Genomic DNA, 13,390 nt, shown 5'->3' with positions numbered 1-13,390 from the left:
TCATATTAACTCTAAAATACGTTCTGTGATAAAAACACCGATACAGGAAAAACATGCCACCATCACCAGACTTTTCTCCTTCATGGCAAAAAATATGGCTGCTGCCAGGCCCGCAAAAGCGGATATCGGCGATGCCGTCGCGTATAAGATAGCCGGAAATGTCATGGCTGTCAGACAGGCATATGGCACGTAATATAGAAATGAGCGTATGTATACATTTGAAATTTTCTTCTGAATCAGTGTCAAAGGCAGCATACGGATCAAATAAGTCACGCCTGCCATAACAAAAATATACGCATAAATCATGCTTCCTCACCCTCCTTAATAGGAAATAGAACAGCTCCGATCCCCGCTGCCAGCAGTGTACAGATAATGATCATAAATCCGCCGGAAACCTGTTTGAGCACCGGGAGATAATAAAACATACTGCTCAGGGCCAGCGCAATAAATACCACAGTCCGCACTGTGGATTCTTTTTTTGCCGGTGGGACTACAATTGCTATAAACATTCCATACAGCGCCACACCCAAAGCGCTGCGTACAAAGGCGGGCATAACCGTGCTCGCTATGGCTCCGGTCAGCGTTCCCCCTACCCAGCCGAGAACCGGCAGGAGAATCAGGCCGTACATGTAATACTGACCCACACTTCCCCTTTTTGAACTTGCCACCGCGAATATCTCATCTGTATTTCCATACGCGATCAAAAGCCTGTGGCGCGTCTTTACGCAGCTGTCGAACTTCTGGGACAGGGAAAGCGACATGAGCGCATATCTCATGTTGATAACAAGCTGTGTCAATGCCATTTCCAACAGGGAGGCACCCGATAAAATGACATTCAGACCTGCAAACTGACCTGCTGATGTGAGATTAAAGAGGGAAATCAGCACCGCGTGAAGAGGTGCCATACCGCTGTTCACTGCCAGCATTCCAAATGTAAAGCTGACAGAAAAATAACCCAGTGCTATGGGAATACCGTCTTTCAGACCTTCTTTGATGTTATTATGCATGATTGCTTTCTCCTTAAAGTAAAATATATGTAACGATTCGGTCAGGCAAAAATCGAGGGATGAGACAGCCTTAACTGTCCCATCCCCGGGATAAATGCTTATTCCTGCAAACCTTCCTCCAGAATATATACCAGATGTTTTAATGCCTCTTCTTCGTCTTCCCCTTCGCATACCAATTCAATCTCATCTCCGCCTTTCACACAGGCGCCAAGAACGCTGAGGACACTTTTCGCATTTGCTGTAACATTGCTGTAACTGAAGGTGATCAGTGATTTGAACTGCATAGCCTCACTGCAGAGGCGGCCTGCTGGTCTCAGGTGCAGCCCTATTAAATTATTGACTTTGACTTTCTGGCTTACCATTATTCATCACTCCCCTATTTCTGTTTTACGATGCCGGCTTTTGTGCTACAGCATCTGTATTGGTATTTGTCAAGGTTGCTTTGACTTTGACTTCATCGACCACCTGATAACCGTCAGGCACTTCAATCTTAACCGGTACTTCGTATTCGCCTGCTTCTGTATAACCTTTGAGATCGATGCTCAGGTGTATTTGGCTTTTCTCCAGTTTATCCAGTTCTTCCGTAAGTCCTTCAACACGGACCAGAACCTCCACTTTGTCGAGAACAACATTCATATTTCCAGGATTATTTTCAATCTTAATATCTGTTGTGGAGATGTTGTATTCCTTGCTGTTAAGAGGAAGGATACTTACCTTTATGAGTGCCGTATCATTTACACCGGATGCCAGTTTAATATCTTTTGGAAGAAGCTCGGCTAAATCAACGGAAAATTCACAGTCGGCTGATTTACCTGTAATATCTCTGTCCTCCGATGCGGGAATGGTCAGTTTGTTGCCATTTACCGTAAACTTCTGGAGTGCTTCATCTGAACCGATAATATTGATTTTCTCCGGAGTAGACGTAATTTTTCCAACCTGATATCCATTCAGCGGCTCTCCTACATAAGAATTTAATGCATCAATTGTGACTCCCTGGAGCGTTCTCCACAATTCAACATTAACCTTTACCGTTGTACTTGGTATATCAAATTTCAGGGAAGCCATCTGCTTATCCGTAAGCTCATCGTGATTCTTATCATAAATCACCAGCTCCGCATTCCTTTCACCGCTCTCGGTCATTCCATCTACATTAACTTTTGCAGTAACATTGTCAATATTCTTAACAACGGATTTCGGACCTGTGATAGTAATTTTCTCCGGCTCAGCCGTAGTCTTTCCCACTTCATAATTCTTATCCGGTTTTGATTCTCCTACAAGCTCTGTATTGATGATACAGTCTATGCTCTCTCTCTCTTCTATAGTTATAGGAATATTTCTTGGTGTTACCTCTACGTTTTTATCTTTTATGCCTGGACATGTTACGGTAACAGGTACCATGATCGGCTGTGTCGTCATATCAATAATCTGAGTCAAATCTGCAACTGCAGTGATGTTATCTTTGCTCATATTTCTGATAATACTGTTTTCGCCCCTTACACGGACATTTACCGTATCCTTTCCCTCCACCATAAGGGCTAGTTTACCGCTTTTCTCAATGTATGACTCATTAACAAAAGTCACCGGAATATCTGTAAAAATTTCTGTTGTTATAGGATCCTGAACATTAACCACCAGCAGCCATATCAACATGGCAATCAGCAGGGAAAGGATTTTTAAGGTAAATTTATTCATCAGACTTTTCTTCATTCTTCACCCATCCCTTCCATATCTTACGCTTTTGTTTTTCTGCGTTGGCGTTCTGCTCCTTTATCAATATTTCTTTCAGTTCATCCCTGGTTACTCCAACCCTCAGGGCACCATTCTGGGCTACAGAAACCCTGCCGGTCTCCTCGGAAACAATAATTGTCAGAGAATCACTTACTTCACTGATTCCCACTCCTGCCCGGTGTCTTGTTCCAAGATTTTTATTCAGCTCCATATTATCCGACAGCGGCAGATAGCAGGTTGCTGCAACAACACGGTCCCCTCGGATGATCACAGCCCCATCATGAAGGGGTGTGTTATGCTCAAAAATATTAATCAGCAGCTGACTTGTCACTAATGAGTCAAGATAGATACCTGTTCTTGCATATTCGTTTAGTATCGTCTCTTCCTCGATGACAATCAATGCCCCTGTCTTAACTTCTCCCATTTCATAGCTGGCACGGACAATTTCATTTAATGTACGGTCACTGAATCTGCCGCTCTCATCTTTTTTACCACTGTCAAAGGGAAGAATTGTACTTACTATTTTCTTATGTCCCAGTTCTTCCAGAGCTTTTCTAAGCTCCGGCTGAAAAATAACCAGCACTGCCGTGATCGCATATCCGCCGGCATTATACACCAACCACAAAATCGTATTCATCTTCAAGAGATAAGCGATGAAGATAAATGCCAGGACAATTAAAATTCCTTTCAACAGGGAATAAGCCCGTGTATTTCTCACCCACAACATAAACTGATAAACCAATACTGCTATCAGAAGAATTTCAATAATGTCAATCCATGACATATGCGGAAGAGTTAAACCGGTCAGATATTCTTTTATGCTGGCTACCATATTCCCCATATCTCCACCCCCTTAATTATGTATAATTCCCTTATGGGATCATCTTTATAAGTCTTTCAGCGATTCTTCCAGCTGTTTCTCAAAGTCAAAATCCTCCTCTGAAACATGCTCTACAGGCGCTGCATCCTGTTCCGGTGTTTCTTCATCTAAATCGTCCAGATCACTGTCATCTGACTTCTTATTAGATGAAAATTTCTTCACACTCTTCTTGGTCTGTGACACAAGAGATTTCGGTACTGCTTTTACATAATAGACATATTCGTCATCCTCAAACTGGGTCACTTCACTTCTTGAGTAATCCACTCCCAGTACAAAAAATTCAATGACAAGGCCGATCAATGCGGAAACCACACCGGCAATGATAACGCTGCCCATCTCCATGCTGATGCTCATGAACATGCTTCCGAACAACATCAGAACAATGTACACTACCGCACCGGTAACCACTGCGATCCTCCAGGAATAGTCAAAGGAGGAACGGCGGATCAGGTACACCAGCAGGGTGACTGTTGCAAACGCTATGATCGCCAGCCACATTTCCTGATTCTTCACCAGTCCGTCCAGTAAGATCTGAAGCTTCTGGACAGCCTCTGTCTCTTTTCCCTGCAGTACCCCTGCCTTGTCTTTTACAAGACGCATAAAGTAATACAGAATAACGCCGCAGCCTGCGGGCACCGCACTTGCAGGTCCGCGTAGAAGACCGCAGCCGATGGGTACGGCTGCCGGAATATGAAAGGCAAAGGACACCGGAGTCAGCACAAGAGCCACGTTATCTTTGGATGTAAACCGCAGGAATAATATCATCAGCAGGATCATAAGAAGCAGAGCAAAACCTGCGACCTCGATTCCCACTGCATAGCAGTGGCCGATGATCAGGACACAGCCCAGGATCGTCATGGTATTGACGGGCATAACGGAACATAAAAGGGCCAGAATCAGGACAACAAAAATATTATCCAGTTTGCCCATGAATCCCAGTGTGGTGTTGATCCCCTTGAAAAGACCGAATGCCAATATAAACTTCAGGATCGGAAGAATCCAGGTGTCATGCTCCCCGTAAAATTCCTTGATTTTCTGTTTCAATATCAGTAACGCTGTCATGCGCCTTTCCTCCTTCCGGTCAGTCTCCCGGCTCTCTTTTCTTCTCTGTCATATATTTTTTTCAGCTGTCCCAGCTCTCTGTAATACTCCTCCACGCCTTTCTGAGCGCTTCTGTATTTGACGGAGCAGTAGATATAAGTCAGAATGGTGTAGGCCACAAGCAGTGCGATATAGATGATGATAATTTTGATTCCCAGAGAAAACAGGTCGATCTTATGCAGATTATCCATCATATATTCGCTCTTATACCCAAAGTAGACAGCCAGCAGCAGCACATAGGCGATGGTCGTGATAAAAAAGTTCTTGATCATTGCAAGGCCTATATAATCGCTTCTGTAGTAATTGCTGATTGACAGATCTTCTCTGCCCTTACCGGATTCGTAAGCAGCTAATTTCCTCATTTTCTTGATTTTCTGTTCATTTAACATAAGCTTCCTCTACTTCCTGTGAAAACAATGCTTTTATATGTACTCACAGTTTACTATAATTATGCCCCAAAAGGCTGTCTGCAATTTATGGCACAACAAATGTGCCACTTACTGCATTTCCTAAATGGCATCCCACAAATACGGCACTCTATGGACACCGCACAGTCTGTTTTGATTCTTTCACAAAACCACGGACTGTATGGACGTACCGTCTTATGACACATGAAACAGCGCAATACCGGGATGTACCGGACATGCCATTCTATGTATACAACTTGCATTATAGCATAAATAAAGTAGGCGAATCAAGCCTTATCAGCAGAAACCTGTCCCTATGGCTGCGGTTAAAAAATATACCTGTTCCGCACCGGCTGCTTTCAGGGCAAGGCTTACACCGTCCACAGTACTCCCTGTGGTGTAGATATCATCTACGATCAATATTTTTTTCCAGGGAAGTCTGGTTTTCGTCACGGCAAAGGCGCTGCGAAGATTACTTCTCCGCTCCTTGTCGTTCAGCTCTTTCTGGGGTTTTGTATTGATTTTTCTGATCACAGTTTTTGTATCTACCGGAATCTGCAGTGCTTTTCCTATCTCCGCGGCTATGATCTCTGCCTGGTTGTACCCTCTTTTCTCCATTCTTTTCGGATGAAGCGGGACAGGGATCAGCACTTCCACTCCCCAGAGGCGGATCTGTTCCCCTGCAATTGCCGCGGCATATCTGCCGTAAAAACGGCCGTACTCCTGCCTTTGATGGTATTTTAACTGATACAGGGATTTTGAAAGGACTGAACCGTAGGAAAAGATACTGATTCCCCGGTCATAAGAATGTTTTTTCGATGCGCAGTCATAACAGAACTCTGACTCACTGTCCGCCAGGGGCTTGGAGCACTTAAAACAGCGCGGCCCATGGATGGGCACCAGTTTATCCACGCATTCCCGGCATATGGTCCTTCCCCTTGGAACTGCAATGTCATGGCAGACAGGGCAGCGCCTGGGATAGACCATATCAAGGGCAAAGGATGCTAACAGCTTTCCTTTATCCGCAGATCCAGAGTAGTATAACGGCTTTGTTCCATCTGGTTTTTTTCCATTTCCCAAAAAGTATTTTCATCTCCTACCAATGTCACACACTTTCTCGCCCTTGTCACGGCTGTATAGAGAAGATTTCTGTTCATCAGCATCCTGGGGCCTCCCAAAAGCGGAATCACCACCGCAGGGTATTCACTTCCCTGTGATTTGTGGATGGTAATGGCATAGGCAAGCTCCAGCTCATCCAACTGCTTGAACGCATACTCCACAAAGCGTCCCTCATCAAATTCCACGGTGAGGGTCTCCGCAAAGGTGTTGATCTCCCGCAGGATTCCTGTATCCCCGTTAAAAACACCCACGCCTTTTTCCACCGGAATGCCGTATTTGCCGCGGACCTCCCATTCGGTCTGGTAGTTGTTCTTGATCTGCATGACCTTATCACCCTCGCGGAACAAGCCGCTGCCGTGCTCCCTCTCCTTCTTATCAGGAGAAGGGGGATTCAGATACTGCTGTAGAATGCTGTTCAGACGCTCTACACCCAGAAGCCCTTTCCGCATAGGAGTCAGAACCTGGATATCATAAGGCGTTGCATCTACAAACTTTGGCAGTTTCTTCTGGATCAGGGTGATGACAACACTGATGATCACATTGGCGTCATACCGCTTCAGGAAGAAAAAGTCCATGCTTTTATTATCCAGAACAACAGGGACACCCCGGTTGATCTTATGGGCATTCACCACGATATCACTCTGGGAAGCCTGCCGGAAAATCTTGACCAGTTCCACAACCGGGAATTTTTCAGAACGGATGATATCTTTGAGTACACTTCCGGGCCCTACACTTGGAAGCTGGTTCACATCCCCGACCAGAATCAGCCGGGTGCCCGGCGTTATGGCCGAGAGCAGTGCGTGCATAAGAAAAATGTCCACCATGGACATCTCGTCAATAATAACAACATCCGCCTCCAGCGGATTCTGGGCATTGCGCTCAAAGTGGATGCTGGCAGAGGAGTCATCCGGCATTCCGCTGAGTTCTAAAAGCCGGTGGATAGTTCTGGCCTCATAGCCTGTGGTCTCTGTCATACGCTTTGCGGCTCTTCCCGTGGGAGCGGCAAGACAGATGTCCACGCCTTCCAGCTCATAGTAACGGATGATCGCATTGATGGTGGTTGTCTTTCCTGTACCCGGGCCACCGGTGATAACCAGCAGGCCGTTTTTCACAGCCTCTATGACTGCCTGGCGCTGCTTCTCATCCAGCTCTACATTTCCGCTTTTCTCAAGGCGAACAAGCTGTGCTTCCATCCTCTCCTCATCCACTGTATCCTCTAAGGCCAGTTCTTTTAACATCTGTGCCACATGCAGCTCCAGCTGGTAATACTGGCTGGCATAGATGACCGGTTCCGTCTGTGCCCCTTCCCTGAGCGCAACCTCTTTTACTACAATCTTTCTGTCTATAGCCAGATCCATAATATGTTTTTCCATATAAGCGGCTGCAACGCCCAAAAGGGCAGATGCCCGTTCCAGCAGAATGCGCTGTGGAAGGAACACATGCCCCTCTGCAGTTGCCTGCAGTAATATGTATAGAAGACCGCTTCGGATACGGTAATCGGAGTCTGTATGGATGCCGATCCTGGCAGCGATCTCATCTGCCATCTTAAATCCCACTCCGTCAATATCCTCAGCCATCTTATAGGGATTCTCCCTTAGTATGCCGTACATTTCGTGTCCATACTGATTGAATATCTTAGCTCCCAGTGAAAGGGAAATGCCGTATTGCTGAAGAAACATCATGGCTTTCCGCATATCCGCCTTCTCAGACACCTGAGCAGCGATCTCCCGGGCCTTCTTCTCACTGATGCCCTTGATCTCTGCCAGCCGCTCCGGCTCCTCCTCCACGATACGCAGAGTGTCATCCTTGAAACGCCTGACGATCCTGGCGGCAAGAGCCGCTCCGATCCCTTTGATGGCGCCGGAACCCAGGTATCGTTCCATGGCCATGGAATCCTGGGGCACAACGGTCTCATAGGAGGTGACGGAGAACTGCCTGCCGTAGGACGGGTGTTCTGTGTAATGTCCATAGGCTTTGATGGTTTCTCCTTCACTTAAATACTGAAAACTGCCCACACAGGTCAGCTCTTCCTCCTCAGCAATCACAACCATAACTGTGTACCCGTTATCCTCATTCCGGAAGATAATATGGTCCACATATCCTTCTATGGTTTCTTCCATAACTTACCTCATTTGTTTTATTTCCCGTTTATCTTGCTCATAAGCTCCATGTACTGGCCTGTGCCGATGGCTACAGCCATAGCAGGCTCCTCTGCCACCACGGTGTTGATGCCTGTCTCTTCCTCGATCAGCGTCTCCAGCCCACCCAAAAGCGCACCGCCGCCGGTGAGGACAATACCCCTGTCAGCCACATCTGCTGCCAGTTCCGGAGGAGTTTTTTCCAGAATTCCATGTATGGTCTCCATAATTTGTACCGTTGCGTCTTTTAAAGCCTCTCTGATCTCCTCGGAGGTGAGGGTTATGCTTTTGGGAAGCCCCGTGATCGTATCACGTCCCTTCACATCCATAGTCTTCGGCTGCGGATGGGGATAAACGGTTCCTATCTGGATCTTCGCATCCTCTGCGGAGCGCTCGCCGATCATCAGATTGTGCTTCTTCCTTACATAACGCATGATAGCCTCATCGAAATTATCGCCTGCCACTTTAATGGAAGTGGATACTACTGTCCCGCCAAGGGAGATCACCGCCACATCTGTGGTACCGCCGCCGATATCCACGATCATGTTGCCAAAGGGCCTTGTGATATCAATACCTGCCCCGATAGCCGCAGCAATCGGCTCCTCGATGATGTTCACTTCTCTGGCGCCTGCCTGGTACGTGGCTTCCTCCACAGCTTTCTTCTCCACCTCTGTCACACCGCTGGGTACGCAGATGCTGATGCGGGGTTTTCGGAAAGCTTTCTTGCCCATGGCTTTGGAGATGAAGTATTTGAGCATTTTCTCTGTCACCTCATAGTCAGAGATAACACCCTGGCGCAGGGGGCGCACCGCCACAATGTTGCCGGGTGTTCTGCCGATCATCTGCCTTGCCTCTTCTCCTACTGCTCTTATTTTATTATTATCTTTATCGTATGCAACTACGGATGGTTCTTTCAGTACAATGCCTTTTCCTTTTGCGTAAACCAGTATACTGGCCGTTCCCAGGTCGATTCCAATATCTGTCGCTGCCATAGAATACCCCTTTCTATATTTGGATATCAGTGTTCTGCCCGGGATGTCTGTCCCGGGCCCACCGATATTCTTCATTATACCCAACTTGTCCCGAAATGAAAAGGGGCAATCAATTCAAATATTTTGACACGTAACGACCTGTGTAGGAGACAGGATTCGCCGCCACCTCCTCCGGTGTACCGGAAGCTATCACGGTTCCCCCTTTATCGCCGCCTTCCGGGCCGATATCTATGATATAATCCGCAGTTTTTATCACATCCAGGTTGTGCTCGATGACAACCACTGTATTCCCGCCCTCTGCCAGACGCCGGAGGATCTCAATAAGCTTGTGCACATCCGCAAAATGCAGACCTGTGGTAGGCTCATCCAGAATATAGATGGTCTTTCCTGTACTTCTCTTGCTCAGTTCTGTTGCCAGCTTGATCCTCTGCGCCTCACCTCCGGACAGTTCCGTGGAAGGCTGGCCCAGGCGGATATAGGAAAGCCCCACATCGTAAAGCGTCTGGATCTTCCTCTTGATAGACGGAAGGTGTTCAAAGAATGTGAGCGCCTCCTCCACCGTCATGTTCAGCACATCGTAAATGCTCTTCCCTTTATATTTCACTTCCAGAGTCTCTCTGTTGTAACGTTTTCCTTGGCAGACTTCACAGGGAACATACACATCGGGAAGGAAATGCATCTCAATTTTCAGAATACCGTCACCGCTGCAGGCCTCACACCTGCCGCCTTTTACATTAAAGCTGAATCTTCCCTTTTTATAACCTCTGGCTTTTGCGTCCGCAGTGGTTGCAAAAAGGTCGCGGATCTGGTCAAATACACCGGTGTAGGTTGCGGGATTGGAACGCGGCGTTCTTCCGATGGGTGACTGGTCAATATCAATAACTTTGTCAAGCTGCTCCACCCCTTCAATGCATTTATGTTTTCCCGGAATGACTCTGGCCCGGTTCAGTTTCCTTGCCAGGCTCTTATATAGGATTTCGTTGATCAGAGAACTTTTGCCGGAACCGGAAACACCGGTCACGCAGGTCATGACGCCTAAAGGAATTTTTACGTCTATATTTTTCAGGTTGTTTTCAGAAGCGCCCCGTATGGTCAGAAAGCCGTTGGGTTTTCTTCTCTCCTCAGGTACCGGAATCTTCATAGCCCCGCTTAAATACTGGCCCGTAATGGAGTTTTTATTTTTCATCAGATCTTCCGCTGTACCGATTGCCACGAGCTGGCCTCCGTGCTCTCCTGCGCCGGGACCGATATCCACAATGCAGTCTGCCTCCCGCATGGTATCTTCATCATGCTCTACCACGATCAGAGTGTTTCCCAGATCCCTCAGGTGCTTCAAAGTGGCAAGGAGTTTATCGTTATCCCTCTGATGCAGACCGATACTTGGCTCATCCAGAATATAGGCAACCCCCACAAGGCCGGAACCGATCTGAGTTGCCAGACGTATCCTCTGTGCTTCACCACCCGACAAAGTGCCTGTTGCACGGGACAGAGTCAGATATTCCAGCCCTACATTCATCAAAAATCCCACTCTGGCACGAATCTCTTTTAAAACCTGCTCACCGATCATCTGCTGGGTGGAGGTGAGCTGCAGTTCGTTCAAAAATACCTGCAGCGCGCGGATGGACATGGATGTAACCTCATGTATATTTTTATCCCCGATTGTCACTGCCAGAGCTTCTTTTTTCAGACGCTGGCCTTTACAGGTCGGGCAGGGGGTAATACGCATAAAGGATTCGTACTCCTGCTTGCTGGACTCCGAACCGGTCTCCCTGTAGCGGCGCTCCACGTTTTTCACAAGTCCCTCAAAGGCCACATCATAAATACCTTCTCCCCGCTGCCCTTTATAGTGGACCTTTATCTCTTTTCCGTGGGTCCCGTTTATGATCACGTCCTTTATCTTATCCGGATATTCCTCAAAAGGCGTATTCAGGTCAAAGTGATATTCCTCCGCAAGGGCATCCAGAATCGCCCTTGTAAAGCTGCCTTTATCTGTGCAGGACTGCCAGCCCAGCACCACAATAGCGCCCTGGGCAATACTCAAGCTCTGATCCGGTATCATCAGATCCACATCGAATTCCATCTTATAACCCAGACCGAAACAGGCAGGGCAGGCGCCAAAAGGATTATTAAAGGAAAAAATCCTCGGCTCGATCTCATCAATACTGATACCGCAGTCAGGGCAGGAAAAGCTCTGGCTGAAATTTATCTGGTTTCCATCCATAGTATCCACAATGAGAAGGCCGTCAGCCAGATTCAGCACATTCTCAATAGAATCCGTGAGCCGCTTTTCAATCCCTTCTTTCACCACAAGGCGGTCCACAACGATCTCAATATTGTGCTTAATATTCTTATCCAGCTTGATCTCCTCACTGAGTTCATAGAGATTGCCGTCAATCTGCACGCGCACATAACCGCTCCGCTTTGCCTGCTCCAGAAGCTTGGCGTGAGTCCCCTTCCTTCCTCTCACCACAGGTGCCAGAAGCTGAAGCTTGGTCCGCTCCGGCAGACCCATGATATGGTCAACCATCTGGTCAACCGTCTGCTTTTTGATCTCTTTTCCGCATTTCGGACAGTGCGGGATACCGATTCTGGCATAGAGCAGCCTGAAATAGTCATATATCTCCGTAACGGTGCCAACCGTGGAACGGGGGTTCCTGTTGGTGGATTTCTGGTCAATAGAAATAGCCGGAGAAAGTCCCTCAATACTCTCCACATCCGGTTTTTCCATCTGTCCCAGGAACTGTCTGGCATAGGAAGACAGGGATTCCATATATCTCCTCTGTCCTTCCGCATATATCGTATCAAATGCAAGAGAACTCTTCCCGGAACCACTCAGCCCGGTAAGCACCACCAGCTCATTTCGTGGAATATCCACATCCAGATTCTTCAGATTATTCTCATTTGCTCCGCGTATTTTGATAAATTGGTTGTCATGTTTTCTTACTGCCATTTTTATCTCCTTATTCGTGATCAGCGCAACAGTTTCTATCAGATTCTCATCCCCCAACACAGCGTCATACCCACTGCACGTGAGACCGAAAGCTGCCAATTTCAGGGAATGTATGTTTGTTTTTATGCTACCTGCCATTATATCATATGCATTATACATTTGCAAACATATGTTCAGACAGATTTTATGGTAATGGCAGAACGGACGGGATGTCGTGGAAGTCCGCGGGCCTCCTTTTCTCTGCCGGAAGAAAAAAATACAAAGCCGAGTGTAACGGTCACATCCGGCAGAATAACCCCTGTGGCTTAGAGAACGTCAGAAAGGAAATAGGAGGGGGCCGGGAGAGGGAAATGCCTGTGAGCGATGTCTTAGTGGAGCGCCGCGGAGATCCACCTGCCCCAGTTACTTAATGAAGAGGCCCTTGCCGATGAATTTAGTAAATGGGAGCAGGTTAGCTCCGTGGCAGCGGAACGCTTCGCTCACAGGCATTTCCCTCTCCCGGCCCCCTCCTATTTCCTTTCGTCCGCCCTCATCCCCCCAAATAAAAAAACCGTTACAAAAAAGGCCCCCGCTACCCGCGGCAAGCCTTTTTACATTTACATCACACAGACGCATGCTGAATATAGGTTCTGCACTCCTTCTTATTTTTATTCTGATGCTCAGAACAGATATACTGCATAATATCCCGTCTCGTCACAATACCTATAAAATTCTTCTGGTCATCAATAACCGGTACAAAATTCTGCCGCATAGCCTTGTCCAGCAGATCTTCCATATCCGAGTCCACACGCACCGGCGTATAATTTGCCCGCCGCTTGAACGCGGTGATCGGAATCTCCTCCGCAGCCTTTAAATTCAGGTCGCCGCGGCTTTTCAGCCCCCAGAGTAAGTCTCCTTCTGTAATTGTCCCCACATATTTTCCATTCTCCCCGATAATCGGAATACATGAATACCGGTGATATTCCATCTTTTCCAAGACCTGCCTTAAACTGAAGGTGTCATAGATATAGGCCACATCACTCTTCGGAGTGAGAAAAAATAAAATATTCATTATACCCTCCCACACTG

General features: G+C 47.2%; 12 protein-coding genes. All 12 read right to left on the bottom strand.

The features are described from left to right. The 12 genes from MUB35_RS09050 to MUB35_RS08995 all read right to left on the bottom strand — a co-directional run bounded on the left by MUB35_RS09050 (nt 1) and on the right by MUB35_RS08995 (nt 13,373). Nucleotides 1–306 carry an AzlD domain-containing protein gene (locus MUB35_RS09050; protein ID WP_033143040.1) on the bottom strand — a complete coding sequence of 102 codons (306 nt, stop codon included), beginning with the start codon at nt 304–306 and terminating at the stop codon, nt 1–3. Next, nucleotides 303–1,007 carry an AzlC family ABC transporter permease gene (locus MUB35_RS09045; RefSeq protein WP_033143039.1) on the bottom strand — a complete coding sequence of 235 codons (705 nt, stop codon included), beginning with the start codon at nt 1,005–1,007 and terminating at the stop codon, nt 303–305. Before MUB35_RS09045 ends, MUB35_RS09050 begins: the two co-directional genes overlap by 4 nt. A 98-nt stretch (nt 1,008–1,105) precedes the next feature. Then, a complete protein-coding gene (locus MUB35_RS09040) occupies nt 1,106–1,369 on the bottom strand; it encodes an HPr family phosphocarrier protein (protein ID WP_033143038.1) in 264 nt (87 codons plus the stop codon). 25 nt (nt 1,370–1,394) lie between these two features. Beyond that, on the bottom strand, nt 1,395–2,714 hold the full coding sequence (locus MUB35_RS09035; RefSeq protein WP_052099654.1) for a CdaR family protein: 1,320 nt from the start codon (nt 2,712–2,714) through the stop codon (nt 1,395–1,397). Continuing rightward, nucleotides 2,692–3,567 carry a diadenylate cyclase CdaA gene (gene cdaA, locus MUB35_RS09030; RefSeq protein WP_033143078.1) on the bottom strand — a complete coding sequence of 292 codons (876 nt, stop codon included), beginning with the start codon at nt 3,565–3,567 and terminating at the stop codon, nt 2,692–2,694. The genes MUB35_RS09035 and cdaA overlap by 23 nt, the downstream gene beginning before the upstream one ends. 54 nt (nt 3,568–3,621) lie before the next feature. Continuing rightward, nucleotides 3,622–4,677 (bottom strand): hypothetical protein, encoded by a 1,056-nt coding sequence (locus tag MUB35_RS09025; RefSeq protein ID WP_033143037.1) that lies wholly within the window; start codon nt 4,675–4,677, stop codon nt 3,622–3,624. After that, nucleotides 4,674–5,105, bottom strand: coding sequence for a hypothetical protein (locus MUB35_RS09020; RefSeq protein ID WP_033143036.1), 432 nt, complete (start codon nt 5,103–5,105; stop codon nt 4,674–4,676). The genes MUB35_RS09025 and MUB35_RS09020 overlap by 4 nt, the downstream gene beginning before the upstream one ends. 315 nt (nt 5,106–5,420) lie before the next feature. Continuing rightward, complete coding sequence (locus MUB35_RS09015; protein ID WP_244806088.1) at nt 5,421–6,203, bottom strand: ComF family protein; 783 nt, start codon at nt 6,201–6,203, stop codon at nt 5,421–5,423. Beyond that, nucleotides 6,128–8,362, bottom strand: coding sequence for an SF1B family DNA helicase RecD2 (recD2, locus tag MUB35_RS09010; RefSeq protein ID WP_033143035.1), 2,235 nt, complete (start codon nt 8,360–8,362; stop codon nt 6,128–6,130). Before recD2 ends, MUB35_RS09015 begins: the two co-directional genes overlap by 76 nt. Before the next feature lie 17 nt (nt 8,363–8,379). Next, a complete protein-coding gene (locus MUB35_RS09005; protein ID WP_018598499.1) occupies nt 8,380–9,372 on the bottom strand; it encodes a rod shape-determining protein in 993 nt (330 codons plus the stop codon). 109 nt (nt 9,373–9,481) lie between these two features. Next, nucleotides 9,482–12,322 carry an excinuclease ABC subunit UvrA gene (gene uvrA, locus MUB35_RS09000; RefSeq protein WP_244806087.1) on the bottom strand — a complete coding sequence of 947 codons (2,841 nt, stop codon included), beginning with the start codon at nt 12,320–12,322 and terminating at the stop codon, nt 9,482–9,484. 601 nt (nt 12,323–12,923) lie between these two features. After that, nucleotides 12,924–13,373, bottom strand: a complete 450-nt coding sequence (locus MUB35_RS08995) for a CBS domain-containing protein (RefSeq protein WP_033143032.1) — start codon at nt 13,371–13,373, stop codon at nt 12,924–12,926. Between the last annotated feature and the right edge of the window lie 17 nt (nt 13,374–13,390).

Origin of the sequence: Blautia sp. NSJ-175 (genome assembly GCF_022867815.1) — a bacterium.
Lineage (GTDB): Bacteria > Bacillota > Clostridia > Lachnospirales > Lachnospiraceae > Blautia > Blautia celeris.
The sequence above is the reverse complement of the archived record's forward strand: the minus strand, read 5'-3'. Positions and strand labels throughout refer to the sequence as shown.

Coding starts and splice junctions, on each gene's coding strand:
- MUB35_RS09020 (WP_033143036.1), bottom strand. CDS start 5,105: ATGTTAAATGAACAGAAAATCAAGAAAATGAGGAAATTAGCTGCTTAC.
- MUB35_RS09040 (WP_033143038.1), bottom strand. CDS start 1,369: ATGGTAAGCCAGAAAGTCAAAGTCAATAATTTAATAGGGCTGCACCTG.
- MUB35_RS08995 (WP_033143032.1), bottom strand. CDS start 13,373: ATGAATATTTTATTTTTTCTCACTCCGAAGAGTGATGTGGCCTATATC.
- MUB35_RS09035 (WP_052099654.1), bottom strand. CDS start 2,714: ATGAAGAAAAGTCTGATGAATAAATTTACCTTAAAAATCCTTTCCCTG.
- recD2 (WP_033143035.1), bottom strand. CDS start 8,362: ATGGAAGAAACCATAGAAGGATATGTGGACCATATTATCTTCCGGAAT.
- MUB35_RS09045 (WP_033143039.1), bottom strand. CDS start 1,007: ATGCATAATAACATCAAAGAAGGTCTGAAAGACGGTATTCCCATAGCA.
- cdaA (WP_033143078.1), bottom strand. CDS start 3,567: ATGGTAGCCAGCATAAAAGAATATCTGACCGGTTTAACTCTTCCGCAT.
- MUB35_RS09050 (WP_033143040.1), bottom strand. CDS start 306: ATGATTTATGCGTATATTTTTGTTATGGCAGGCGTGACTTATTTGATC.
- MUB35_RS09005 (WP_018598499.1), bottom strand. CDS start 9,372: ATGGCAGCGACAGATATTGGAATCGACCTGGGAACGGCCAGTATACTG.
- uvrA (WP_244806087.1), bottom strand. CDS start 12,322: ATGGCAGTAAGAAAACATGACAACCAATTTATCAAAATACGCGGAGCA.
- MUB35_RS09025 (WP_033143037.1), bottom strand. CDS start 4,677: ATGACAGCGTTACTGATATTGAAACAGAAAATCAAGGAATTTTACGGG.